Source organism: Streptomyces nojiriensis, from assembly GCF_017639205.1.
GTDB lineage: Bacteria > Actinomycetota > Actinomycetes > Streptomycetales > Streptomycetaceae > Streptomyces > Streptomyces nojiriensis.
The window spans coordinates 7,400,780-7,425,736 of record NZ_CP071139.1; the positions used below are offsets into that span (position 1 = coordinate 7,400,780).

25 protein-coding genes are annotated in these 24,957 nt (G+C 72.4%); 20 read left to right on the forward strand and 5 right to left on the reverse strand.

What is annotated here, in order from left to right; genetic code table 11:
- Positions 1 to 34: 34 nt before the first annotated feature.
- Together JYK04_RS34195 and JYK04_RS34200 are read left to right on the forward strand one after the other, a co-directional pair.
- Entirely contained in the window at positions 35 to 1,006 is a 972-nt protein-coding gene (locus JYK04_RS34195; protein WP_189741177.1) for a GlxA family transcriptional regulator, read from the forward strand.
- A gap of 83 nt (positions 1,007 to 1,089) precedes the next feature.
- A complete protein-coding gene (locus tag JYK04_RS34200; protein WP_189741180.1) occupies positions 1,090 to 1,719 on the forward strand; it encodes a DJ-1/PfpI family protein in 630 nt (209 codons plus the stop codon).
- Between the two features lie 10 nt (positions 1,720 to 1,729).
- Here the strand turns inward: JYK04_RS34200 and JYK04_RS34205 are convergent, their stop codons facing one another.
- Entirely contained in the window at positions 1,730 to 2,506 is a 777-nt protein-coding gene (locus JYK04_RS34205) for an enoyl-CoA hydratase/isomerase family protein (RefSeq protein WP_189741430.1), read from the reverse strand.
- Positions 2,507 to 2,579: 73 nt separating this feature from the next.
- On the opposite strand from JYK04_RS34205, the gene JYK04_RS34210 reads away from it, so the two are divergent.
- A complete protein-coding gene (locus tag JYK04_RS34210; protein WP_189741183.1) occupies positions 2,580 to 3,263 on the forward strand; it encodes an HdeD family acid-resistance protein in 684 nt (227 codons plus the stop codon).
- A 142-nt stretch (positions 3,264 to 3,405) separates the two neighbouring features.
- On the forward strand, positions 3,406 to 3,900 hold the full coding sequence (locus JYK04_RS34215; RefSeq protein WP_229875939.1) for an ATP-binding protein: 495 nt from the start codon (positions 3,406 to 3,408) through the stop codon (positions 3,898 to 3,900).
- A 64-nt stretch (positions 3,901 to 3,964) separates the two neighbouring features.
- On the opposite strand, the gene idi is transcribed toward JYK04_RS34215, so the two are convergent.
- The 3 genes from idi to JYK04_RS41565 all read right to left on the reverse strand — a co-directional run bounded on the left by idi (position 3,965) and on the right by JYK04_RS41565 (position 6,588).
- Positions 3,965 to 4,564 carry an isopentenyl-diphosphate Delta-isomerase gene (gene idi / locus JYK04_RS34220; protein WP_189741189.1) on the reverse strand — a complete coding sequence of 200 codons (600 nt, stop codon included), beginning with the start codon at positions 4,562 to 4,564 and terminating at the stop codon, positions 3,965 to 3,967.
- A gap of 153 nt (positions 4,565 to 4,717) precedes the next feature.
- Complete coding sequence (locus JYK04_RS34225; RefSeq protein ID WP_189741192.1) at positions 4,718 to 6,040, reverse strand: bifunctional class I SAM-dependent methyltransferase/N-acetyltransferase; 1,323 nt, start codon at positions 6,038 to 6,040, stop codon at positions 4,718 to 4,720.
- Positions 6,041 to 6,450: 410 nt separating this feature from the next.
- The gene (locus tag JYK04_RS41565) at positions 6,451 to 6,588 is read right to left on the reverse strand and encodes a hypothetical protein (protein ID WP_229875878.1); all 138 of its coding nucleotides are present in this window, start codon (positions 6,586 to 6,588) and stop codon (positions 6,451 to 6,453) included.
- Between JYK04_RS41565 and JYK04_RS34230 the strand changes: the two genes are divergently transcribed.
- The 16 genes from JYK04_RS34230 to JYK04_RS34305 all read left to right on the forward strand — a co-directional run bounded on the left by JYK04_RS34230 (position 6,565) and on the right by JYK04_RS34305 (position 24,063).
- A complete protein-coding gene (locus JYK04_RS34230; protein WP_229875881.1) occupies positions 6,565 to 8,205 on the forward strand; it encodes a DUF5941 domain-containing protein in 1,641 nt (546 codons plus the stop codon). The genes JYK04_RS41565 and JYK04_RS34230 overlap by 24 nt on opposite strands.
- A complete protein-coding gene (locus tag JYK04_RS34235; protein WP_189741195.1) occupies positions 8,202 to 8,954 on the forward strand; it encodes a phosphocholine cytidylyltransferase family protein in 753 nt (250 codons plus the stop codon). Before JYK04_RS34230 ends, JYK04_RS34235 begins: the two co-directional genes overlap by 4 nt.
- A complete protein-coding gene (locus JYK04_RS34240; RefSeq protein ID WP_189741197.1) occupies positions 8,942 to 10,003 on the forward strand; it encodes an iron-containing alcohol dehydrogenase family protein in 1,062 nt (353 codons plus the stop codon). Before JYK04_RS34235 ends, JYK04_RS34240 begins: the two co-directional genes overlap by 13 nt.
- On the forward strand, positions 9,981 to 10,760 hold the full coding sequence (locus JYK04_RS34245; protein ID WP_189741200.1) for a CDP-alcohol phosphatidyltransferase family protein: 780 nt from the start codon (positions 9,981 to 9,983) through the stop codon (positions 10,758 to 10,760). Before JYK04_RS34240 ends, JYK04_RS34245 begins: the two co-directional genes overlap by 23 nt.
- Positions 10,761 to 10,768: 8 nt before the next feature.
- Positions 10,769 to 11,641, forward strand: a complete 873-nt coding sequence (locus JYK04_RS34250; RefSeq protein ID WP_189741436.1) for a glycosyltransferase family 2 protein — start codon at positions 10,769 to 10,771, stop codon at positions 11,639 to 11,641.
- 94 nt (positions 11,642 to 11,735) lie between these two features.
- On the forward strand, positions 11,736 to 12,665 hold the full coding sequence (locus JYK04_RS34255) for an ABC transporter permease (protein ID WP_189741203.1): 930 nt from the start codon (positions 11,736 to 11,738) through the stop codon (positions 12,663 to 12,665).
- Positions 12,658 to 13,440, forward strand: a complete 783-nt coding sequence (locus JYK04_RS34260; RefSeq protein WP_030010274.1) for an ABC transporter ATP-binding protein — start codon at positions 12,658 to 12,660, stop codon at positions 13,438 to 13,440. The genes JYK04_RS34255 and JYK04_RS34260 overlap by 8 nt, the downstream gene beginning before the upstream one ends.
- A 382-nt stretch (positions 13,441 to 13,822) precedes the next feature.
- Positions 13,823 to 14,734, forward strand: coding sequence for a squalene synthase HpnC (gene hpnC, locus JYK04_RS34265; protein WP_373297467.1), 912 nt, complete (start codon positions 13,823 to 13,825; stop codon positions 14,732 to 14,734).
- Positions 14,731 to 15,693, forward strand: a complete 963-nt coding sequence (gene hpnD / locus JYK04_RS34270) for a presqualene diphosphate synthase HpnD (protein WP_189741209.1) — start codon at positions 14,731 to 14,733, stop codon at positions 15,691 to 15,693. Before hpnC ends, hpnD begins: the two co-directional genes overlap by 4 nt.
- Positions 15,693 to 15,941 (forward strand): hypothetical protein, encoded by a 249-nt coding sequence (locus JYK04_RS34275; RefSeq protein WP_189741212.1) that lies wholly within the window; start codon positions 15,693 to 15,695, stop codon positions 15,939 to 15,941. Before hpnD ends, JYK04_RS34275 begins: the two co-directional genes overlap by 1 nt.
- On the forward strand, positions 15,938 to 17,317 hold the full coding sequence (gene hpnE / locus JYK04_RS34280) for a hydroxysqualene dehydroxylase HpnE (RefSeq protein ID WP_189741215.1): 1,380 nt from the start codon (positions 15,938 to 15,940) through the stop codon (positions 17,315 to 17,317). Before JYK04_RS34275 ends, hpnE begins: the two co-directional genes overlap by 4 nt.
- Positions 17,314 to 18,489 carry a polyprenyl synthetase family protein gene (locus JYK04_RS34285; protein ID WP_189741218.1) on the forward strand — a complete coding sequence of 392 codons (1,176 nt, stop codon included), beginning with the start codon at positions 17,314 to 17,316 and terminating at the stop codon, positions 18,487 to 18,489. Before hpnE ends, JYK04_RS34285 begins: the two co-directional genes overlap by 4 nt.
- A 396-nt stretch (positions 18,490 to 18,885) precedes the next feature.
- Positions 18,886 to 20,949 carry a squalene--hopene cyclase gene (gene shc, locus JYK04_RS34290; protein ID WP_189741440.1) on the forward strand — a complete coding sequence of 688 codons (2,064 nt, stop codon included), beginning with the start codon at positions 18,886 to 18,888 and terminating at the stop codon, positions 20,947 to 20,949.
- On the forward strand, positions 20,949 to 21,614 hold the full coding sequence (locus JYK04_RS34295) for a phosphorylase family protein (RefSeq protein WP_189741220.1): 666 nt from the start codon (positions 20,949 to 20,951) through the stop codon (positions 21,612 to 21,614). The genes shc and JYK04_RS34295 overlap by 1 nt, the downstream gene beginning before the upstream one ends.
- Before the next feature lie 5 nt (positions 21,615 to 21,619).
- Positions 21,620 to 22,651 (forward strand): adenosyl-hopene transferase HpnH, encoded by a 1,032-nt coding sequence (gene hpnH / locus JYK04_RS34300; protein ID WP_189741222.1) that lies wholly within the window; start codon positions 21,620 to 21,622, stop codon positions 22,649 to 22,651.
- Positions 22,648 to 24,063 (forward strand): aspartate aminotransferase family protein, encoded by a 1,416-nt coding sequence (locus tag JYK04_RS34305; RefSeq protein WP_189741224.1) that lies wholly within the window; start codon positions 22,648 to 22,650, stop codon positions 24,061 to 24,063. Before hpnH ends, JYK04_RS34305 begins: the two co-directional genes overlap by 4 nt.
- A gap of 39 nt (positions 24,064 to 24,102) precedes the next feature.
- Here the strand turns inward: JYK04_RS34305 and JYK04_RS34310 are convergent, their stop codons facing one another.
- Positions 24,103 to 24,894 (reverse strand): tyrosine-protein phosphatase, encoded by a 792-nt coding sequence (locus JYK04_RS34310; RefSeq protein WP_189741227.1) that lies wholly within the window; start codon positions 24,892 to 24,894, stop codon positions 24,103 to 24,105.
- Positions 24,895 to 24,957: the final 63 nt, after the last annotated feature.

The following is a 24,957-nucleotide window of genomic DNA, read 5'->3' on the forward strand; positions in this document are numbered from 1 at the left end:
TGCGGCCATCGCGGGGGCGGAACACCATGAAGCCATGCCGTCATCGCCGCGCACCGTCCTCGTCCTCCTCTACGACGGGGTCCAGAGCCTGGACGTGACCGGGCCGGTGGAGGTGTTCGCCGCGCTCGCCCACTTCCCGGGGCGGACCGGGTACGCGATCCGGACGGTCTCTCCCGCGGGAGAGCCCGTCCGCACCGGCAGCGGGCTGACGCTGGTGCCGGACGGGGAGCTGGCGAGCGCCCGGCCGGGGCCCGGGACCACGGTCCTGGTGCCCGGGGGACGGTTCTCGGGGGACTTCGAGCCCCGGCTCACCGACTGGCTCCGTACCCACGGGGGCGGCGCGGAACGGCTGGTCTCCGTGTGTACGGGAGGACTGCTGCTGGCCGAGGCGGGGCTCCTGGACGGGCGGCGGGCGACGACGCACTGGAACGCCTGCGAGCGGATGGCGCGGGACTACCCGGCCGTCGCCGTCGAGCCGGACCCGATCTACGTACGGGACGGACCGGTGGCCACCTCGGCCGGGGTCACGGCGGGGATCGACCTCGCCCTGGCGCTGGTGGAGGAGGACCACGGGCGGGACGTCGCCCTGACGATCGCCCGGCACCTGGTGGTCTTCCTGCGCAGGCCCGGCAACCAGGCGCAGTTCAGCGCGCAGCTGGCCGCCCAGACGGCCCGCCGGGACCCCCTGCGGGACGTACAGCAGTGGATCGCCGAGCACCCGGGGGAGCAGCTCTCGGTCGAGCACCTCGCCGCCCGGGCCCGGCTGTCGCCGCGGCACTTCGCGCGGGCCTTCCAGGCGGAGACCGGGGTCACGCCCGGCCGGTACGTCGAACGGGTCCGGGTGGACCACGCGCGGCGGCTGCTGGAGGAGAGCGGGGAAGGGATGGCACAGATCGCCCGGGCCTGCGGGTACCGGAACCCGGAGGCGCTGCGCCGGGCCTTCGTGCGGACCCTCGGTCAGCCGCCCGCCGAGTACCGCCGCCGGTTCGGCACGTCCCGTCCCTGAGGACAGGATCCGGCGCACCCGCAAGAAGAAGAGCCGCCCCGTGCGGGGCGGAGTCGTGTACCGACCAGCGCTCCGGAGGAGCCATGCAGATCGCCGTACTTCTCTACGACCACTTCACCGCCCTGGACGCCATCGGGCCCTTCGACACCCTCGGCCGGCTGCCCGATGCCGAGGTCGTCTTCGTCTCCGAGCGGCCGGGTCCCGTACGGACCGACAGCGGGGCGCTCGCGCTCGTCGCCGACAAGGGGCTGGACGAGGTCACCCGGCCGGACATCGTCATCGTGCCCGGCGGGCCGCATCCCGAACGGGAGATGGCCAATCCCGTGGTCCTGGACTGGCTGCGCACGGTCGACGCCACCACCACCTGGACCACCTCGGTGTGCACCGGATCCCTGCTGCTGGCCGCCGCCGGACTGCTCGACGGCCGGCGGGCCACCAGTCACTGGCTGTACCTGGAGCAGCTGTCGAAGCACGGGGCCGAGCCCACCGGGGAGCGCGTCGTGTTCGACGGGAAGTACGTCACCGCCGCGGGGGTGTCCTCCGGGATCGACATGGGGCTCACCCTGCTCGGCCGGATCGCCGGGGACGACTTCGCCCAGGCCGTGCAGCTGATGACCGAGTACGACCCCCAGCCGCCCTACGACGCCGGCTCGCCCGACAAGGCCCCGGCCGCTCTCGTCGAGATGCTGCGGGGCGGCAGCACCCCCGGCTGACGGCCGGCCGTCACGGTGCCCACGTGAAGCGCGGAGCCCGGCGCTCCAGGAACGCGGCGACCCCCTCCGCGGTGTCCTCGCTCCCGGCTGCCTGCTCCTCCCAGTACGCGTCCCGGTCGGTCCGGCCGTCCGCGAACTCCTTGGCGGACGCCTGCGTCAGCTGTGAGCGCGAGGCCAGGATCCGGGTGAACTCGGCGACCCGCTTGTCCAGTTGGCCGGCCGGGAGCAGCTCGTTCAGGAACCCCGCGCGCAGCGCCGTCTCGGCGCCGATCAGTTCCGCCGAGAAGAGGAGGTACTTGGCCCAGGCCGGGCCGACCAGGGAGGCGAGCCTGCGGGTGGAGGACGCGCGGTAGACGATGCCGAGCTTGGCGGGGGTCACCCCGAAGGAGGCCCCCTCCTCGGCGAAGCGCAGGTCGCAGGCGGCCGCGAGCTGGCTGCCGCCGCCCACGCAGAAGCCGCGGATCGCCGCCAGCGTGGGCTTGGGGAAGGCGGCCAGGGCCTCCTCGGCGGCCACGGCCAGGTCCCGCGGGTCCGCGGCCCCGGCGTCCCCGGCAGCACCGGGCTCCGCCGCGTCGCCGGTCAGCGAGGAGATGTCGGCGCCCGCGCAGAAGGTCGCTCCGGCCCCGGTCAGCACGAGCACCCGTACCGCCGGGTCGTCCGCCAGGCCCCCCAGCAGCTCCGGGAGCGCCCGCCACATGGCGGCGGTCATGGCGTTGCGCTTGGCGGGGTGCGAGATGACGATCGTGGCCACCCCGTCGGCGACCGTGTGCCGGAGGGTGGCGTCCATGGCTGCGTCCATGCGCCGGATGCTATCCCGGGCGGTCATACCTATGATCAAGGGGTGCAGGAGGTGGCCGTCCATGGGCGCAGACCGTACCGGGGCCAGGGTCGGGGGCCCGGAACCGCAGCGCGAGAAGAAGAAGCTCAACCGCAGCTTCGCGCTGATGACGGCGCTCGGGGTGCTGCTGGCGCTGGCCGGGCTGGTCGGCCTGGTCTACACCGCCGTCGCCACCCTCACCTCGATGTTCCTCTTCGGCTGGCTGCTGCTGATCGGCGGCGTGGTGGGTCTGCTGCAGGCCGTGCAGTGGCGCAGGAGCAACTACTTCTGGCTCGCCGTCGTCGTCGCCGCGATCAACCTGGCCGCGGGCTTCGTGATCCTGCGCCGTCCCGAGGCGAGCGCCGAGGCGCTGACCATGTTCGCCGCGCTGCTCTTCCTCACGGGCGGGGTGTTCCGCCTGGTCGGGGCGCTGGTGGTGCGCGGTGCCAACTTCGGGCTCGCGGTCGTCCAGGGCGCCTTCGGGATCCTGCTGGGCTTCCTGATCCTCTCCAACTGGCCCGGCAACAGTCTGTACGTGATCGGAACCTTCTTCTCCCTCGCCCTGCTGTTCGACGGGCTGAGCCTGGTGGCCATGGGCATGGGCTCCCGGCGCATCCTGGGGTTGGTCAGGGAGGACGGGGCTCCGGCGGCGGCGGACGCGGGGGCGGCCGCGGGGGACGGGGCGGGCGAGGCGGACGTGAAGCGCCGGACAGAAGATCAGGAATAGTCGAACAACTGACTCTGTCATACGCCAGCGGTCAGAAAGTGTCCGATAGACGCTGACTTCTGGTCAGCAGTCCGGCCCGGACCAGCCCGTTCCCCACTCTTGTCGCGTGGAGACGATCGAGCGCGAAGACGGGGGACGGAAGATGGATGTCAGCGGGAGTGTCCCGCCGGCCAGGGCGGGTGAGACGGAGGCTCCGGCCGATCCCCTCGCGTACGAGGGCGTGTGGAGGTTCACCGCCCCCGCGGTTGAAGAATCCGTTCCGCAGGCCCGTCGTGCGGTTCGGGACCTGCTCGGGCGCCAGGGGGTGCCGGCCCATCAGGACCTCGTGTACTCCCTGCTCCTGATCGTCTCCGAGCTGGTGACGAACTCGGTCCGGCACGCCGCCCTGCTCTCGCCGGAGGTCGCGGTCGAGGTCGCGATCGGCCGTGCGTGGGTGCGGGTGGCCGTGGAGGACAACCACCCCTACCGGCCCAAGGCGCTCGAGGCCGACTTCGGCCAGACCGGCGGCCGGGGCCTGCTCCTGGTCCGGGAGATCACCCTGGAGGCCGGCGGGGTCTGCGACGTCGAGCACACCTCGACCGGCGGCAAGGTGATCTGGGCGGCCCTGCCGCTCACCGCCCCACCGCCCGCCGGGTGAGCGGCGGGGCGGGGCGGTGAGGCGGCGGACGGCGGGAGGGCGGAGGGGCGGGACGGCGTACGGGCTACCAGCCCGCCGCGTCGCCGGTCAGCTCGCGGATCGCGGGCCTCGCCGCGTCCAGCACGGTCATGAACCAGGCCGAGAACGGCACTTCGGCGTGGCGCTTCGCCAGTTCCCCGGGGGTGACGAAGGCGGTGTCCTCGACCTCCTCCGGATCCGGCCGCACGACGGTCTGCGCGAGTCCCACGAACAGGTGATTGAACTCCTGCTCCACCAGACCCGACGCGGGGTCCGGGTGGTTGTAGCGCACCGTCCCCGCCTGCGCGAGCAGCGAGGGCGACAGGCCCAGCTCCTCATGGGTCCGCCTGGCCGCGGCCGCGAACGGCGACTCCCCGGGATAGGGGTGACCGCAACAGGTGTTCGACCAGACGCCGGGGGAGTGGTACTTCCCGAGGGCCCGCTGCTGGAGCAGCAGACGGCCCTGCTCGTCGAAGAGGAACACGGAGAACGCCCGGTGCAGCTGCCCGGGCGCCTGATGGGCGGAGAGCTTCTCCGCCGTGCCGATGGTGTTGCCGGCCTCGTCGACCAGTTCGAGCATGATCGGTTCTTGAGTACCGGTGCCGTTGGACGCGCTGTTCGCGGCGGTGGCTGGTGTGGTCGGCATACCCATCCTTCGCTTCGGACTTCGGCCTTCAGTCTGCCGTACAAAAGAGGCTTGTCCCCACTTCGGAGATCCACGCATGTCCGCCCCTCGTCGCGTGCTACGCGACGAGGGGCGGGTCACACCACGTGCCACCTCATATGACCTCGGTGCGCGTCAGACCCCGAACGGATCCGGGTACCTGATCGTTCCCGTCGGCACCGGACGGGAATCGTCCAGCACCAGCGCCATCAAGGCCTCGTCAGGGACCTCGAAGGGGGCCCGGATCCCGAAGCGCGACGCCGGCAGGAAACCGAAGCGCGGATAGTACGCCGGGTGCCCCAGGACGAGGACCAGTGACTCCCCGCGCTCCCGGGCCGCCGCGAGCAGGGCCCGTACGACGGAGCTGCCCGCGCCCGAGCGCTGCAGCGCGGGATCGGCCGCCACCGGGGCGAGCGCGAGCGCCGGGGCGCCGTCGACCTCGCACCGGGTCAGCAGGGCGTGCGCCGCCACCGACCCGTCCGGGGCCTCGGCCACGTACGACAGCCCGGGCAGCCAGGAGTCGTCGGCGCGCAGCGCGTCCACGAGGTCGGCCTCCAGCGGAGTCCCGAAGGCCGCCAGGTTGATCTCCCGGACGGCCGCCGCGTCGGCCGCGGTCTCCGGCCGGGCGGGCCAGGCGTCGCCGTCCCCGGCCCTCACCGGGCGCAGGACGTAGCCCGTGTACCCGTACTCGTGCCCGTGGCGGTCCCGTACGTCGAGCTCCTCGCGGGTCGCGGCCAGGGCCCGCGCCATCGCCGGGCCGCCGGTTCCGGACAGGGCGCGGACCCGCTCGGCGAGCGGGCCGTAGTACTCGGCCCAGTCGGAGCCGGGCAGGTCGTGCACGCCGAGCACCCGGTACCCGGCGGCCTGGGCGGCCGCCAGGTTGCCGGCGGTGGTGCGCAGCGCGTAGTGCGGGTCCCAGAAGGCGCGAGCGCCCGCGGACGGCTGCGCGACCGACCACTGGCACTCGGTCAGGACGAGGGTGCCGCCCGGGGCGAGCAGCCGCTTCCACCGCGCGAGCGCGGCGTCGAAGCCGAGGAGGTAGGCGGAGCCCTCCGCCCAGACGAGGTCGAAGGAGCCGTCCTCGAAGCCCTCGCCGGAGAGCGCGCCCATGTCCGCCTCCACCGTGCGGACCCGGTCGGCGAGTCCGCGGGCCGCGGCGGACGCACGGAGCTCGTCGAGGAAGGGGGCGTGCAGGTCGACGGCCGTCACCTCGGCGCCCGCGCCGGCCGCACCCGCCTCGGCGGCGAGCAGCAGCGCGCTGCGGCCCGGGCCGCAGCCCAGGTCCAGGACGCGCGGCCGCTCGGGCAGCGGTCCGCACAGGGACAACAGGTGGCGGGTGCTCGCGTCGGAGCCCGGAGCCTGCCGGGGCAGGCCGTGGTGCAGGGCGAAGAAGGCGTGCGTGAAGTCGTCGACGCCGTCGGGGTCGCAGGCGGCGTCGGGGGAATTGCTGTCGGTCAACGTGAACCCTTGGAACGGGGGCTCCGGCCGACGAGGCCCAGCTGTGTGATCAGGCCCGGCCGGATGCCCGGAAGGAATGGGGGATGCACCGGAGTTCGCTGCGCACGGCCGCGACGACTGCGACGGTCATCGACCCACCTCTTCCCACTCGACACGTTCAAGGGCGTGTCCACCGTAACATCCGGCCCGTTTGTGGTACCGCGCCGTGATCGTCAATGATGATCGGAACCCGGCCCCGGGCCCGAATATTCGGCTTATCAGGGCGTAAACGGGTGGTGAACCCCTGCTTCCATTCATCCGATAGCCTCTGCCGACGTGCTGCCGCCCCATAAGGGCGCGCGTTCGGAATCCGTTACAAGGAGTGAGTTCGTCTGCCGACCGTCATCCTCACCGGCCTGCCGGTCCCCGGATCACCGCTCGCGGACGAGCTGCGCTCCCTCGGCTTCGACGTCCGCCCGGCCGCCGGTCCCGAGGACGCCGCCGCCGCACTGGCGGGCGTCCCCGCCGACCAGCGGGTGGCCGTCGTGGACAGCGCCTTCGTCGGGCACGTGCACGCGCTGCGCCTCGCACTGACCGACCCGCGCTTCGACGCCTGCGCCGTCACCGGTGCCTTCGCCGTCCAGGCCGGGGCCCGCGGGGCCCTCGACAAGGCCGCCGCCCGCGCGGCGGCCGACGGCGAGGCCGCCGGCCCGTACGCGGACCGGCTCGCCGCCGCCGTCGAGGCCGCAGGGACCACCGTCCAGCGCCCCGAACTGGGCACGCTCGTCGCCGCCGTCCCCGTCGGCCCGGTGGAGCGCGACGCGGCGAGCGCCGCCGTCGCCGCCGTCGACGACGAGGCCGTACGCCTGCGGACGGCCGTGAAGTCCCGCGACGGCTTCTTCACCACCTTCTGCATCAGCCCGTACTCGCGCTACATCGCCCGCTGGTGCGCGCGCCGCGGCCTGACCCCGAACCAGGTCACCACCGCCTCGCTGATCACCGCGCTCATCGCGGCCGGCTGCGCCGCCACCGGCGAGCGCTGGGGCTACGTGGCGGCCGGTGTGCTGCTCCTCGTCTCCTTCGTACTGGACTGCACCGACGGGCAGCTCGCCCGCTACTCGCTCCAGTACTCGACGATGGGCGCCTGGCTCGACGCCACCTTCGACCGCGCGAAGGAGTACTCCTTCTACGCGGGCCTCGCGCTCGGCGCGGCCAGGAACGGCGACGACGTCTGGGCCCTGGCCGTCGGCTCCATGATCCTGATGACCTGCCGGCACGTCGTGGACTTCTCCTTCAACGAGGCCAACCACGACGCCACCGCCAACACCAGCCCCACGGCCGCCCTCTCCGACCGCCTCGACAGCGTCGGCTGGACCGTGTGGATCCGCCGGATGATCATCCTGCCGATCGGTGAGCGCTGGGCGATGATCGCGGTGCTGACCGCCTTCACCACCCCCCGGATCGTCTTCTACGCCCTGCTGATCGGCTGCGCCTTCGGCGCGCTCTACACCACCGCCGGCCGGGTCCTGCGCTCCGTGACGCGCAAGGCCACCCGCACCGACCGGGCGGCCCAGGCACTGGCCGACCTGGCCGACTCCGGCCCGCTCGGCGAACTCCAGGCCCGCCTCCTGCGCGGCCGCGCCGGGTCCTTCGGCTCCGTGTACGTGGCGGCCCTCGGCACGCTCGTGATGATCGCGGGCGCCGTGTTCCTGCCCTTCGGGGACCCCCGGTCGATCGCCGTCGCGGTGATCTATGTCATGGCGGCCGGCCTCGCCGTCGCCGCGCCGCTCCGGGGCGCCCTGGACTGGCTGATCCCGCCCCTGTTCAGGGCGGCCGAATACGGCACGGTCCTCGCCCTCGCCGTCAAGGCGGACGTCCCCGGGGCCCTCCCGGCGGCATTCGGCCTGATCGCGGCGGTCGCCTACCATCACTACGACACGGTGTACCGCATTCGCGGTGGCACCGGCGCGCCCCCGCACTGGCTGGTGCGGACGATCGGCGGCCACGAAGGCCGGGTCCTGCTGATCACGGCCTTGGCGGCCGTCCTCGCAACGCGCGAAGCGGACTTCCCCGTCGCGCTCACGGTCATGGCCGTGTTCGTGGCACTCGTGGTGCTCGTGGAGAGCATCCGATTCTGGGTCTCCTCCGGAGCACCCGCCGTACATGACGAAGGAGAACCAGCATGATCGGCCTTGTACTCGCTGCCGGTGCCGGACGCCGTCTGCGTCCCTACACCGACACCCTGCCCAAGGCGCTCGTGCCGGTCGGCCCCGAGGGTGACGAGGAGAGCCTGACGGTCCTCGACCTGACGCTGGGCAACTTCGCCGAGGTCGGCCTGACCGAGGTCGCCATCGTCGTCGGCTACCGCAAGGAAGCCGTGTACGCCCGCCGCGAGGCCCTGGAGGCCAAGTACGGCGTCAAGATCACGCTGATCGACAACGACAAGGCCGAGGAGTGGAACAACGCCTACTCCCTGTGGTGCGCGCGTGACGTCCTCAAGCAGGGTGTGATCCTCGCCAACGGCGACACCGTCCACCCGGTCTCGGTCGAGCGCACCCTCCTCGCCGCCCGCGGCAACGGCCAGAAGATCATCCTCGCCCTCGACACGGTCAAGAACCTGGCCGACGAGGAGATGAAGGTCGTCACCGCCGATGGCAAGGGCGTGCAGAAGATCACCAAGCTGATGGACCCCGCCGACGCCACCGGCGAGTACATCGGTGTCACCCTCATCGAGCCCGAGGCCGCCGAGCAGCTGGCCGAGGCCCTGAAGACCACCTTCGAGCGCGACCCCGACCTCTACTACGAGGACGGCTACCAGCAGCTCGTCAACGACGGCTTCACCATCGACGTGGCCCCCATCGGCGACGTCAGGTGGGTCGAGATCGACAACCACGACGACCTCGCCAAGGGCCGGACGATCGCATGCCAGTACTGACGAGGCTCATCCCCTCGCCCGTCGTCGTCGACGTCAGTCGCGGGGCGATGGACGACCTGGCCGGCCTCCTGGCCGACCAGCGGATCTCCGCCTCCGGCAAGCTGGCCATCGCGATCAGCGGGGGCTCCGGCGTGGCGCTGCGCGCCAGGCTGGAGCCCGTACTGCCGCACGCCGACTGGTACGCGGTCGTCGACGGCACCATCGACTCCGCGGTCAAGCTGGCCGACGACATAAAGGGCCGCCGCTACGACGCCGTCGTGGGCCTGGGCGGCGGCAAGATCATCGACGTGGCCAAGTACGCCGCGGCGCGGGTCGGGCTGCCCATGGTGGCCGTCGCCACCAACCTCTCGCACGACGGCATCTGCTCGCCGGTGTCCATCCTGGACAACGACAACGGCCGCGGTTCCTACGGTGTGCCGACGCCGATCGCCATGGTGATCGACCTCGACGTGATCAAGGAAGCCCCGGTCCGGTTCATCCGCGCCGGCATCGGTGACGCGATCTCCAACATCTCGGCGATCGCCGACTGGGAGCTCTCGCACCGGATCAACGGCGAGCCCATCGACGGCCTGGCCGCCGCCATGGCCCGTACCGCAGGCGAGTCCGTGCTGCGCCACCCCGGCGGATGCGGCGACGACGAGTTCCTCACCGTGCTCTCCGAGGCACTGGTGCTCTCCGGCATCGCCATGTCGATCAGCGGGGACTCCCGCCCGTCGTCCGGCGCCTGCCACGAGATCAGCCACGCCTTCGACCTGCTCCACCCGGGACGCTCCGCGCTCCACGGCGAGCAGGTCGGCATCGGCGCCGCCTTCGCGATGCACCTGCGCGGGGCCGCAGAGCAGTCCGGCCTCTTCGTCGAGGTACTGCGCCGGCACGGTCTGCCGGTCGGCCCCGAGGAGATCGGCTTCAGCATCGACGAGTTCGTCGCGGCCGTCGAGTACGCCCCCCAGACCCGCCCGGGACGCTTCACGATCCTGGAGCACCTCAACCTGTCCGCCGCCGAGATCAGGGACGCTTACGCCGACTATGCCAAGACCATCCGTAGCTGAACTGAGGCCCGTCGTCCACCCCGCGGGCGTCAAGGACCGGGTCAGCGGCGAGCACTGGGGCGGGCGCCTCTACATGCGCGAGATCTCCCTGCGCATCACCCGCGTCCTGGTCACCACCAAGGTCACGCCGAACCAGCTGACCTACCTGATGACCCTCGCCGGCGTCCTCGCGCTCCCGGCCCTGCTGGTGCCGGGCATCTGGGGCGCCGTCCTCGGCGTGATCGCGGTCCAGATGTACCTGCTGCTCGACTGCGTCGACGGTGAGGTCGCCCGCTGGAAGAAGCAGTTCTCGCTCTCCGGCGTGTACCTGGACCGGGTCGGCGCCTACCTGTGCGACGCCGCGGTCCTGGTCGGCTTCGGCCTGCGGGCCGCCGACCTGTGGGGCCCCGGCGGCGCCGACTGGCTGTGGGCCTTCCTGGGCACCCTGGCCGCCCTCGGCGCCATCCTGATCAAGGCCGAGACCGACCTGGTCGGCGTCGCCCGCCACCAGGCCGGCAAGCCCGTGGTCAAGGACGCGGCCGCCGAGCCGCGCGCGAAGGGCATGGCGCTCGCCCGCCGGGCCGCCGCCGCGCTCAAGTTCCACCGCCTGATCCTCGGCATCGAGGCCTCGCTGCTCATCCTGGTGCTGGCCGTCGTGGACCAGATGCAGGGCGACCTGTACTGGTCCCGCGTCGGGGTCGCCGTGCTGGCCGCCATCGCGATGCTCCAGACCGTGCTGCACCTGGTGTCCATCCTCGCCTCCAGCAGGCTCAAGTGAGTGCCCCGCTGCGGCTGGGCGCCGTGATCATCACCATGGGCAACCGGCCCGACGAGCTCAAGGCGCTCCTCGACTCGGTGGCCCGCCAGGACGGCCCCCCCGTCGACGTGGTCGTCGTGGGCCAGGGCGTGCAGGTCACCGGCCTGCCCGAGGGCGTCCGCAGCATCGACCTGCCCGAGAACCTGGGCATCCCGGGCGGGCGCAACGTCGGCATCGAGGCCTTCGGCCCCGGTGGCAGCGACGTGGACGTGTTGCTCTTCCTCGACGACGACGGTCTGCTGGAGCGCACCGACACCGCCGAGCTGTGCCGGCAGGCCTTCGCCGAGGACCCCGCGCTCGGGATCGTCAGCTTCCGGATCGCCGATCCGGAGACCGGCCGGACCCAGCGCCGGCACGTGCCGCGGCTGCGCGCCTCCGATCCGATGCGGTCCTCTCGCGTGACCACGTTCCTGGGCGGCGCCAACGCCGTCCGCACGACGGTGTTCGAGCAGGTCGGAGCGCTGCCGGGGGAGTTCTTCTACGCGCACGAGGAGACCGATCTGGCCTGGCGGGCGCTCGACGCAGGGTGGCTGATCGACTACCGCTCGGACATGGTGCTGCTGCACCCGACAACTGCCCCCTCCCGGCACGCGGTCTACCACCGTATGGTGGCTCGTAACCGGGTGTGGCTCGCCCGCCGCAACCTGCCCGCCCCGCTGGTCCCGGTCTACCTGGGCGTCTGGCTCCTGCTGACGCTCGTACGCAGGCCGTCGGCACCCGCGCTCAAGGCCTGGTTCGGTGGTTTCCGGGAGGGATGGACCACTCCCTGCGGACCCCGCCGCCCGATGAGATGGCGAACGGTCTGGCGGTTGACCCGGCTGGGCCGACCTCCTGTCATCTGACCAGCCCGCGTCTGGGAACATGACGCGATCACGGGCCTCGAGCCACCAGCCTGATGCCCACCTGGCCGCATCTTGAAGACGAAAGTTTCAACTTGTGAGTGACACAACCCACGACGGCGCCCTCGCCACGAGCAGGCCGCTGTCCGACGACGCGGGGCTGAGCGCCGCGGAGCTCGCCAGGAAGTACGGCCTCTCGGTCAGCGGCGCCCGGCCGGGCCTCGGCGAGTACGTGCGGCAGCTCTGGGGCCGGCGCCACTTCATCATGGCCTTCTCCAGGGCCAAGCTGGTCGCGCAGTACAGCCAGGCGAAGCTCGGCCAGGTCTGGCAGGTGGCGACCCCGCTGCTGAACGCGGTCGTCTACTGGCTGATCTTCGGCCTGATCCTCAAAGCGGGCCGGGAGATGCCGAAGGACGTCTACATCCCGTTCCTGGTGATGGGCATCTTTGTGTTCACCTTCACCCAGAGCTCGCTGATGGCGGGCGTCCGGGCGATCTCGGGCAACCTCGGGCTGGTCCGGGCGCTGCACTTCCCGCGCGCCGCCCTGCCGGTGTCCTTCTCGCTGCAGCAGCTCCAGCAGCTGCTGTACTCGATGATCGTCGTCTTCGTGATCGCCATCTGCTTCGGCAACTACCCGCAGCTCTCCTGGCTGCTGGTGGTCCCGACGCTGGCGCTCCAGTTCGTCTTCAACACCGGCCTCGCCATGATCTTCGCGCGGGCGGGTTCCAAGACCCCCGACCTCGCGCAGCTGATGCCGTTCGTGATGCGCACCTGGATGTACGCGTCCGGCGTCATGTTCCCGATCGGGATCTACCTCAAGGACCAGCCCACGTGGATCAGCGACCTGCTGCTGTGGAACCCGGTCGCGATCTACATGGACCTCATCCGGTTCGCGCTGATCGACGACTACGCGGCGAGCAACCTGCCTCCGCACGTGTGGGCCTTCGCCGTGGGCTGGGCCGCGGTGATCGGCATCGGTGGCTTCGTGTACTTCTGGAAGTCTGAGGAGCGTTACGGCCGTGGCTGACAACACCCAGGGGCGCGTCCCCACCGTGATCGCGGACGGCGTCCACATCGTCTACCGGGTCAACACCGGCAGCAGCGGCAAGGGCGCGGCCACCGCCGCGCTCAGCAAGATAGTCCGCCGGAAGAAGGGCGACGCCCCGGGCGTCCGGCGGGTCCACGCCGTGCGCGGCGTCTCCTTCACCGCCTACCGCGGCGAGGCGATCGGCCTCATCGGCTCCAACGGCTCCGGCAAGTCCACCCTGCTGCGCGCCATCGCGGGCCTGCTGCCCTGCGAGGAGGGCAAGGTCTACACCGACGGCCAGCCCTCGCTGCTGGGTGTCAACGCGGCCCTGATGAACGACCTCACCGGCGAGCGGAACGTCGTTCTCGGCGGTCTCGCGATGGGTATGAGCCGCGAGCAGATCAAGCAGCGATACCAGAGCATCGTCGACTTCTCGGGCATCAACGAGAAGGGCGACTTCATCTCCCTGCCGATGCGCACCTATTCCTCCGGTATGGCGGCGCGCCTGCGCTTCTCCATCGCGGCGGCCAAGGACCACGACGTCCTGATGATCGACGAGGCCCTGGCCACCGGTGACCGCAGCTTCCAGGTGCGTTCGGAGGACCGGATCCGCGAACTGCGGCAGAAGGCCGGCACGGTCTTCCTGGTGAGCCACAACAACAAGTCCATCCGTGACACCTGTGACCGGGTGCTGTGGCTGGAGAAGGGCGAGCTCCTGATGGACGGCCCCACCGAGGAAGTCGTCTCGGCATACGAGAAGGCCACCAACGGCTGACCTCCGGGTCGCGCGGCGCCCTCTTCCGGCGCTTTTCCGCTTCACCCGAAGGCCCCCGCCGCTCAGCGCGGCGGGGGCCTCAATCGTGTTCTCGCATTTCGCGGCGACATTCGGTGGCGGAGCGAATACCCGGGAGGGCTCCGCGACGTTCTACAGCGTAAGCTGAGGCGGTCCTCAATCGCGGCAAGAGGGGACGATTCCCCGCAGGTGAAGGGCCTTGGGGCAGCCCGGGGAATCCCCCGGCGGCGTGTCCGAAATAGGATGTAATGGGTCGGCAGTGTAGAACGGGAGATGTGACGGCAATGGCTACGGGAATTCTCCGGCCCCCAGGCACGACGGCCGTCCCCGCCCCGGGCGGCGGGCGGTGACCCCGGGGCACGGCATCCGACCCCTGGCCGACACGGCCCACGTGAGTGCCACCCTCGACAAGGCGGCGGCGGAGAACTTCCCCGTCGCCCCCGTCTTCCTGCCCCGCGCCTGGCGCGACGGGCTGACGGCCGTCTACGGGTACGCCCGCCTCGTCGACGACATCGGCGACGGCGACCTCGCCCCCGGCGGACACGACGCCGTACTCCTCGGTCTCGACCCCGCCGCGGTCGACGACCGGCTCGCCATGCTCGACGCCCTCGAGGCCGACCTGATGCGCGTGTTCGGCGCCGCAGGCGTCCCGCCCCGCCACCCGCTCCTGCTCGCCCTGCGGCCCGTCGTCCGAGCCCACGGCCTGACCCCCGAGCCGTTCCTCGCCCTGATCGAGGCCAACCGCCAGGACCAGCGGGTCGCGCGCTACGGGACGTACGCCGACCTGGTCGGCTACTGCGAGCTGTCCGCGAACCCGGTCGGCCGCCTGGTGCTCTCCCTCACCGGCACCAGCACCCCCGAACGGATCCGCCGCTCCGACGCCGTCTGCACCGCCCTGCAGATCGCCGAACACATCCAGGACGTCGCCGAGGACCTCGGCCGCGACCGGATCTACCTGCCCGCCGAGGACCTGCGCCGCTTCCACGTGACCGAGGCGGAGCTCGCGGCCCCGTCCGCCGGCGCGTCCGTACGTTCCCTGATCGCATTCGAGACCGAGCGCGCACGCGAGCTGCTGGACGAAGGCACCCCGCTCGTGGGCAGCGTGCACGGCCGACTCCGGCTGCTGCTCGCGGGCTTCGTGGGAGGGGGGCGTGCGGCTCTGCGAGCCGTCACCGCCGCCGGATTCGACGTACTCCCCGGCCCGCCCAAGCCCACCAAGAGCGGCCTGCTCCGCGAGGTGGCCGCCGTCCTGCGCACAGCGCCGAGAAAGGGGTGAGCCCGACCGTGGAGGGCCCCACACACGTGTCCGCACCGGTCCAGGCCGCCTACAGCTACTGCGAGGCCGTCACCGGTTCACAGGCACGCAACTTCGCCTACGGCATCCGGCTGCTGCCGACCGACAAGCGGCAGGCGATGTCCGCGCTGTACGCCTTCTCGCGGCGGGTCGACGACATCGGCGACGGCACGCTGGCGCCCGAGGCCAAGTTCGCCCGGCTGGAGGAGACGCGCGCCCTGCTCGGGCGGATCCTCGCCGAGGAGGTCGACGAGGACGACACCGACCCGGTCGCCGTCGCCCTCACGCACGCCGCGCGCCGCTTCCCGATCCCGCTCGGCGGCCTCGACGAGCTCATCGACGGGGTCCTGATGGACGTCCGCGGCGAGACCTACGAGACCTGGGACGACCTCAAGACCTACTGCCGCTGCGTGGCCGGGGCCATCGGGCGGCTCTCGCTCGGCGTCTTCGGCACGGTGAACGGCCCGGGCCTCGCCGCGGCCGACGCCGCGCGCGGCGGGGAGTACGCCGACACCCTCGGCCTCGCCCTGCAACTCACCAACATCCTCCGGGACGTTCGCGAGGACGCCGGCAACGGGCGCACCTACCTGCCCGCCGAGGACCTCGCCAAGTTCGGCTGCTCGGACGGCTTCCACAGCGACCGGATGCCCGCCGGCGCCGACTTCGCCGGGCTCGTCCACCACGAAGTGCGCCGCGCCCGCGCGCTGTTCGCCGAGGGCTACCGGCTGCTGCCGATGCTCGACCGGCGCAGCGGCGCCTGCGTGGCCGCCATGGCCGGCATCTACCGGCGCCTGCTGGACCGGATCGAGCGGGAGCCGGAGGCGGTGCTGCGGGGCCGCGTGTCGCTGCCGCCGCACGAGAAGGCGTACGTCGCCGTGCGCGGCCTGTCCGGTCTCGACGCGCGGACCGTCTCCCGCCAGAACACCCGGAGGCGAGCCTGATGACCACGATCACCCCGCTTCCGGAGGCGGCAGCCCGTCCGGCCGCCGTCGCCGCGGCGCCCACCCGCCCGCGCCCGTCGGGCCGTCCCGGCCGGGACGGCGCCCGGGCAACCGCCCCGGCGGCGGGTGCGTCTCTTCCGGCGGGCCGCGGCCACGCGGGCCGGGCCGCCGCACACCGGGCGGCCCCGCCGGCGCAGGACCGACCGGCCGGCCCGGAGGGCCACCGCACCACGGGGGAGGGCGCATGACCGGCTTCGAACAGCACGCCGTCGTCGTGGGCGGCGGACTCGCCGGAGTCACCACCGCCCTCGAACTCGCCGACGCCGGGCTCCGCGTCACCCTGCTGGAGGGCCGCCCCCGGCTCGGCGGGCTCGCCTTCTCCTTCAAGCGCGGCGACCTCGAGGTCGACAACGGCCAGCACGTCTACCTGCGCTGCTGCACGGCCTACCGGTGGTTCCTCGACCGCGTCGACGGCGCCGCCCTCGCGCCCCTGCAGGACCGGCTCGACGTACCCGTCCTGGACGTCGCCCGCCCCGGCGGACCGCGCCTGGGACGGCTGCGCCGCAGCGCCCTGCCCGTGCCCCTGCACCTGGCCGGAGCGCTCGCCCGCTACCCGCACCTCTCCCTCGCCGAACGGCTGAGCGTCGGCCGCGCCGCCCTCGCGCTGCGCCGCCTGGACCCCACCGACCCGGCGCTGGACGGCGTGGACTTCGCGACCTGGCTCGGCCGCTACGGGCAGTCCGCCCGTACGATCGAGGCCCTCTGGGACCTGGTCGGCATCGCCACCCTGAACGCCACCGCCGAGCAGTCCTCGCTCGGCCTGGCCGCCATGGTGTTCAAGACCGGCCTGCTCTCCGAGAAGGGCGCCGCCGACATCGGCTGGGCCCGGGTACCGCTGGGCGAACTGCACGACACCCTCGCCCGCAAGGCGCTCGACGCGGCCGGCGTACGCACCGAGCTGCGCAGCCGCGTCACGGACATCTCCCGCATGTCCGAGGGGGCGTGGCGGATCGACACCGAGGACGAGTCCCTGGAGGCGGGCACCGTCGTCCTCGCCGTCCCGCAGCGCGAGGCGCACGGACTGCTGCCCGCCGACGCCCTCCCCGACCGCGACAAGCTCCTGGACATCGGCACCGCGCCCATCCTCAACGTCCACGTGGTCTACGACCGCAAGGTGCTCAAGCAGCCCTTCTTCGCCGCCCTCGGCTCCCCGGTCCAGTGGGTCTTCGACCGTACGGAATCCTCCGGACTCCCCGACGGCGGCCAGTACCTGGCCCTGTCCCAGTCCGTCGCCCAGGACGACATCGACGAGCCCGTCTCGGTGTTGCGCGCCAAGTACCTGCCCGAGCTGGAGCGGCTGCTGCCCGCCGCGCGCGACGCCAAGGTACGGGACTTCTTCGTCACCCGGGAGCGGACGGCCACCTTCGCCCCCACCCCCGGCGTCGGCCGGCTGCGCCCCGGGGCGCGCACCGACACGCCGGGGCTCTACCTCGCCGGTGCGTGGACTGCCACGGGCTGGCCCGCGACCATGGAGAGCGCCGTCCGGAGCGGACTGAGCGCGGCCCACGCCGCACTCGCCGCGCTCGGCCGCCACCGCGAACACCCTCTGCAGGAGGCGGCATGACGAGCACCATCAGTAGCACCGGCACCACCAGCACCAGCGGCACAGCACGTACAGGAACAAGAGGAGAGCCAGTGAACCCGGGGAACCCGGCTGTCGAGAACACGGATGCCAGTGTGGGCACAGCCGGAGGGGGCGTGGAGAAGGCAGACACGATCGCGCTCCTGGAACGCGGCCGTACGCTCTCGACCCCCGCGCTCCGCGCCGCCGTCGACCGGCTCGCGGCGCCGATGGACACCGTCGCCGCCTACCACTTCGGCTGGATCGACGCCCAGGGCAACGTGGCGGACGGCGACGGCGGCAAGGCCGTGCGTCCCGCGCTCGCGCTGCTCTCCGCCGAGGCCGCGGGCGCCGCGGCCGAGGTCGGCATCCCGGGCGCCGTCGCGGTCGAGCTCGTGCACAACTTCTCGCTGCTGCACGACGACCTGATGGACGGCGACGAGCAGCGCCGCCACCGCGACACCGTGTGGAAGGTGCACGGCCCGGCCCTCGCGATCCTGGTCGGCGACGCCCTGTTCGCCCTCGCCAACGAGGTGCTGCTGGAGCTCGGCACCGTCGAGGCGGGCCGCGCGACGCGCCGCCTGACCACCGCCAGCCGCAAGCTCATCGACGGCCAGGCGCAGGACATCTCCTACGAGCACCGCGAGCGCGTCAGCGTCGAGGAGTGCCTGGAGATGGAGGGCAACAAGACCGGCGCCCTGCTCGCCTGCGCGGTCTCCATCGGCGCGGTGCTCGGCGGCGCGGACGACCGCACCGCCGACAAGCTGGAGGAGTACGGCTACCACCTGGGCCTCGCCTTCCAGGCCGTCGACGACCTGCTCGGCATCTGGGGCGACCCGGAGGCGACCGGCAAGCAGACCTGGAGCGACCTGCGCCAGCGCAAGAAGTCCCTGCCGGTGGTCGCCGCCCTCGCGGCCGGCGGGGAGGCCTCCGAGCAGCTCGCCGAACTGCTCGCCGCCGACGCCAAGAGCAGCGACTTCGAGAACTTCTCGGAGGAGGAGTTCGCCGCCCGGGCGGCCCTCATCGAGGCCGCCGGCGGCCGCCGGTGGACCGCCGACGAGGCGCGCCGCCAGCACGCCGTCGCGATCCGGGCCCTGGACGACGTCGACATGCCGCAGCGCGTGCGCGACCAGCTCGTGGCCCTCGCGGACTTCGTCGTCGTGCGCAAGAGGTGATCGCCACCCGACAGCGGATATGAATCGCGAGTCGCCGGCCGGCGCCGCCACCTGAGCGTGGTGCGCACCGGCCGACGGCAGACCCCAGCACAGCACAGGACACTGTTCTAAGGGGAAGCCATGACAGCGACGACCGACGGCAGCGCCGAGAGCGCCGGCGCCGGCAGCGAATCCACCCCGGGGGCCCAGGGCCTCCCGGCAGGCCCCGGCGTGGGGCGCGCCCGTGGTCCGGCCGCGGAACCGGGTCCGCCCGCCCCGTCCCGTGCGGGCCGGGCAGGCACGCGGGCCGAGTACGGCCCGCCGGGCACGGCCGGCGCGCAGGGCGTCCGTTCCGCCCCGCCGACGGCCGAACCGGGGCCGTTGGCCCCGCCCGCCGGCCGGCAGGGTGTGGCCACGATGCCGCCCGCGGCGAAGCCGGGCGGCCCGCCCGCGCCGAACACCGGCCGGGGCGGCGGCCGTGCCCTCACCGCGGACCCGTCCCCCGGCCCGGGGCACGACCGGCCGGGCCGGACCACCGCGGACCTGCCCCGGCCGCCGGAAGGCACCCGGCCGGGGGTGTACGAGGCCGCCGCGCGCGCCACCCGCAACCTCCTGGACCGCCAGGACCCCGAAGGCTGGTGGAAGGGCGACCTGGAGACCAACGTCACCATGGACGCCGAGGACCTGCTCCTGCGGCAGTTCCTCGGGATCCGGGACGAGGCCACCACCCGGGCCGCCGCCCTCTTCATCCGCGGCGAACAGCGCGAGGACGGCACCTGGGCCACCTTCCACGGCGGACCGCCCGAACTGTCCGCCACCATCGAGGCCTACGTCGCACTGCGCCTCGCCGGGGACGCTCCGGACTCCCCGCACATGAGCCGGGCCTCGGCTTGGATCCGGGCCCACGGCGGGATCGCCGCCGCCCGCGTCTTCACCCGGATCTGGCTGGCCCTCTTCGGCTGGTGGAGCTGGGACCACCTGCCCGAACTCCCGCCCGAGCTGGTCTTCCTGCCGCCCTGGGTGCCCCTGAACATCTACGACTTCGGCTGCTGGGCCCGCCAGACCATCGTCCCGCTCACCGTGGTCTCCGCACTGCGCCCGGTCCGCCCGGCCCCCTTCGCCCTCGACGAACTGCACACCGACGCCCGTACACCCCGCCCCGCCAGGAGACTCGCCCCGCTGACCAGCTGGGACGGCGCCTTCCAGCGGATGGACAAGGCCCTGCACGCCTACCGGCGGTTCGCCCCGCGCCGACTGCGCAAGGCCGCGATGGCCAGCGCCGGCCGCTGGATCGTCGAACGCCAGGAGAACGACGGCTGCTGGGGCGGGATCCAGCCGCCCGCCGTGTACTCGGTCATCGCCCTGCACCTGCTCGGCTACGACCTCGGGCATCCGGTGATGCGCGCCGGACTGGAGTCCCTGGAGCGGTTCGCCGTGTGGCGCGCGGACGGCGCCCGGATGATCGAGGCCTGCCAGTCCCCGGTGTGGGACACCTGCCTCGCCGCGATCGCCCTGGCCGACGCGGGCCTGCGCCCCGACCACCCGGCGCTGGTCAAGGCGGCCGACTGGATGCTCGGCGAGGAGATCGTCCGCACGGGCGACTGGGCCGTGCGCCGACCCGGGCTCGCCCCCGGCGGCTGGGCGTTCGAGTTCCACAACGACACCTACCCCGACATCGACGACACGGCCGAGGTGGTCCTCGCCCTGCGCCGGATCAGGCACCCGGACCCGGCCCGGGTCGAGGCGGCCATCGCCCGCGGGGTGTCGTGGAACCTCGGCATGCAGTCGAGGAACGGGGCGTGGGGCGCCTTCGACGCCGACAACACCAGCCCCCTGCCGAACAAGCTGCCCTTCTGCGACTTCGGCGAGGTCATCGACCCGCCCTCGGCCGACGTCACCGCCCACGTGGTGGAGATGCTCGCCTTCGAGGGCCGCGCGGGAGACGCCCGGACCCGCCGCGGCATCGCCTGGCTGCTGGCGGAACAGGAGGCGAGTGGCAGCTGGTTCGGCCGCTGGGGCACCAACTACGTCTACGGCACCGGCGCGGTGGTCCCGGCCCTCACCGCGGCCGGGATCTCCCCGGGTCATCCCGCGATCCGGCGGGCCGTGCGCTGGCTGGAATCCGTACAGAACGACGACGGCGGTTGGGGCGAGGACCAGCGCTCCTACAAGGACCCGTCCTGGGCCGGGAAGGGCGCCTCCACCGCCTCGCAGACCGCCTGGGCGCTGATGGCCCTGCTGTCGGCCGGTGAGCGCGCGGGCAGGGCCGTGGAGCGGGGCATCGCCCACCTGGTGCAGACCCAGAAGGAGGACGGCACCTGGGACGAGCCGTACTTCACCGGCACCGGCTTCCCCTGGGACTTCTCCATCAACTACCACCTGTACCGGCAGGTCTTCCCGCTCACCGCGCTCGGCCGCTACCTGTACGGGGAACCGTTCGCCCCGGCCGGAGCGCACCCGGCAGCCGCCGGGGAGGCGTGATGCCCGCCGACGGCGGGGACCGGGCCCGCGGCCCCGACCCGCTGCTGGTGGCCTGCGCGCTGCGCATCGAGCAGGCGGCGCTGCGCAGCTCCTGCCGCGGCCCGGGGCACGGACCGGCCGGCGGGCACGTCCTGCTGCGCACCGGGATGGGCCCGCGCGCGGCCGAGCGATCCGTCGGCCGGGCACTGGGCCGGCCGGGCATGGACCTCGCCGCCGTCCTCGCGACCGGGTTCTGCGCCGGGCTGGTCCCCGGCATGCACCCCGGGGACCTGGTCGTCGCCGAGGAGACCCGCGACCCGCTGGGGACCGTCACCTGCACCGGCAGCGCCCTGCTCGCCGAGGCCCTGGCCCGGGCCGTGCCGGGCCGGACCGTCCACCGCGGCGCCCTGACCGGATCCGACCACGTCGTCCGCGGCCAGGAGCGCGCGCAGCTGCGCGCCACCGGCGCCATCGCGGTCGACATGGAGTCCGCGGCCACCCTGTGGACCGCCACCCGCGGCGGCGGCCGTCCGGTTGCGGCCGTCCGGGTGATCGTGGACGCTCCGGAGCACGAGCTCGTCCGTATCGGCACGGTGCGCGGGGGAATATCGGCCTTCCGTGTCCTGCGTGCCGTACTGCCCGCGTTTCATGAATGGCACCGTTCGTTGCTGCTCCCCAGGAGGTGAGCCAGATGGCCATGCCGCTGCGCCAGTCCATCAGGGTCGGGACGTATCTTCTCGAACAGAAGCTCCGCAAGCGCGAGAAGTTCCCGCTGATCGTCGAACTGGAACCGCTCTACGCCTGCAACCTGGCCTGTGAGGGGTGCGGGAAGATCCAGCACCCGGCCGGGGTGCTCAAGCAGCGCATGCCGGTCGCCCAGGCGGTCGGCGCCGTACTGGAGTCCGGTGCGCCCATGGTGTCCATCGCGGGCGGCGAGCCCTTGATGCACCCGCAGATCCACGAGATCGTCCGGCAGTTGGTGGCGAGGCGGAAGTACGTATTCCTCTGCACCAACGCGATGCTGCTGCGCAAGAAGATCGAGAAGTTCACCCCGTCCCCGTATTTCGCCTTCGCCGTGCACATCGACGGTCTGCGCGAGCGCCACGACGAGTCGGTGGCCAAGGAAGGCGTCTTCGACGAGGCGGTCGCCGCCATCAAGGAGGCGAAGAAGCGCGGGTTCCGGGTGACCACCAACTCCACCTTCTTCAACACCGACACCCCGCAGACGATCATCGAGGTACTCAACTACCTCAATGACGACCTCCAGGTCGACGAAATGATGATCTCGCCCGCCTACGCCTACGAAAAGGCCCCCGACCAGGAGCACTTCCTGGGCGTCGAACAGACCCGGGAACTCTTCAGGAAGGCCTTCGCGGGCGGCAACCGGCGGCGCTGGCGGCTCAACCACTCCCCGCTCTTCCTGGACTTCCTGGAAGGAAAGGTCGATTTCCCCTGCACGGCCTGGGCCATTCCGAATTACTCCCTCTTCGGCTGGCAGCGCCCCTGCTATCTGATGAGCGACGGCTACGTACCGACGTACCGCGAGCTCATCAATGACACCGACTGGGACAAGTACGGCCGCGGGAAGGACCCGCGCTGCGCGAACTGCATGGCGCACTGCGGCTACGAGCCCACCGCCGTCCTCGCCACCATGGGCTCCCTCAAGGAGACCCTGCGCGCGGCCCGGGAGACGATCGGCGGCAACCGGGACGCGTCGGCATGACCCCGGCGGAGGAGGGGGCGGGCGGCCGGGGCCGGGGCTTCGACCTCGGCGCCCTGCTGGCCGAGCGCGGCGCCGAGCGGTACGAGCTGCACGCCCGGCACCTCAACCACCAGCTGCCCCGGATGCTGCACACCATCGGATTCGACAAGGTCTACGAGCGGGCCGAGGGCGCCCACTTCTGGGACGCGGAGGGCAACGACTACCTGGACATGCTGGCCGGGTTCGGGGTGATGGGCCTGGGCCGGCACCACCCGGTCGTCCGCCGCGCCCTGCACGACGTCCTGGACGCCCAGCTCGCCGACCTGACCCGGTTCGACTGCCAGCCGCTGCCCGGGCTGCTGGCCGAGAAGCTGCTCTCGTACAGCCCGCACCTGGACCGGGTCTTCTTCGGCAACAGCGGCACCGAGGCGGTGGAGACGGCCCTGAAGTTCGCCCGGTACGCCACCGGGCGCGCCAGGATCCTCTACTGCGACCACGCCTTCCACGGGCTGACCGCGGGCTCCCTCTCGGTGAACGGGGAGGGCGGCTTCCGCGACGGCTTCGCACCGCTGCTCCCCGACACGAGGATCGCGCTCGGGGACCTCGCGGCCCTGGAGCGCGAGCTGAAGCGCGGGGACGTGGCCGCCTTCGTCGTCGAGCCGATCCAGGGCAAGGGGGTCCTGGCCGCCCCGCCCGGGTTCCTGCTCGCCGCGCAGGAGATGCTGCACCGGCGGGGGGCGCTGCTGATCGCGGACGAGGTGCAGACCGGCCTCGGACGTACCGGGGACTTCTACGCGTACCAGCACGAGCCGGGCGTGGAACCGGACCTGGTGTGCGTGGCCAAGGCGCTGTCGGGCGGCTACGTGCCGGTCGGCGCCACCCTGGGCAAGGACTGGATCTTCAAGAAGGTCTACTCGTCCATGGACCGGGTGCTCGTGCACTCCGCGAGCTTCGGGTCCAACGCCCAGGCCATGGCGGCGGGCCTCGCGGTGCTGTCCGTCATGGAGGACGAGGAGGTCGTGGCGAACGCCCGGGCCATGGGCGACCTGCTGCGCGGGCGGCTCGCCGCGCTGGTGGACGAGTACGAGCTGCTGCACGAGGTGCGGGGGCGCGGGCTGATGATCGGCATCGAGTTCGGCCGGCCGTCCTCGCTGGGCCTGCGCAGCCGGTGGACCATGCTGCAGGCGGCCCGCAAGGGGCTCTTCGCGCAGATGGTCGTGGTGCCGCTGCTGCAGAAGCACCGGATCCTCACCCAGGTCTCCGGGGACCACCTGGAGGTGATCAAGCTGATCCCGCCGCTGATCGTGGACGAGCAGGACGTGGACCGGTTCGTCGGGGCCTTCCGCGAGGTCATGGACGAGGCGCACGGCGGCTCCGGGCTGATCTGGGACTTCGGCAGGACGCTGGTGAAGCAGGCCGTCGCCACGCGCTGACGGCCCGCCCACCCCGTGGGGGAACCGGCCCCCGCCGCGTCAGACCAGCAGTCGGTCCCGCAGCCGGTCGAGGGTCTCGGGCGTCAGCCCGAGGCCCTCCGCCAGGTAGCGGTCGACCCCGCCCCAGAGCTCGTCGATGGTGTCGAAGGCGGCCACCAGGTACTCGGCGCGGGCGTCGAAGAGCGGCGCGAGCAGCTCCATCACCTCGGGGGAGCGGGCACCCTCCGACTCGTCGGTGCGGCGCACGCGGTAGCGGCGGTGCGGGGCGTTCGACTCCAGGTAGTCCGCCACGATCGCCTCCCGCTCGACGCCCAGCGCGAGCAGGGTGACGGCGATCGACAGGCCGGCCCGGTCCTTGCCGGCCGCGCAGTGCATGAGCGCGGGGACGCTGTCCTCGGCGAGGGCGTGCACGACCCGGCTGTGCTCGGCGGTGCGCTGCCCGATGATCCCGCGGTACGAGTTCGACATCCGGGCCGCGGCCTTGCCGTCGCCCAGGAGCTCGCGCAGCTGCACGAGGTCGCCGTCGCGGACCAGCCGCCAGAACTCCCGCCCGTCGGCCGGGTCCGAGAGCGGGATGTTGACGTTCCGGACGCCGGGCAGCTCGACGTCCGGCCCCTCCAGCGCGTGGTCGGCGCCGTTGCGGAAGTCGAAGATGGTGTGGAGGCCGAGCGAGGCGAGGAATTCTGCGTCGCTTTCGGTGGCATGTGCGAGATGTCCGCTTCGGAACAGTCGTCCCGCCCTGACCGTTCGTCCGTCAGAAGTCGGCAATCCGCCCACATCGCGGAAATTGCGCACTCCGGACAGCTCCGGCTCCTGTATCTGCTGGGTCAAAGCAACTCCTCCGCCACGTCGTGGGCCCTCTGTCCGAATTGCACTGCTTGGCGCCAACTTGCC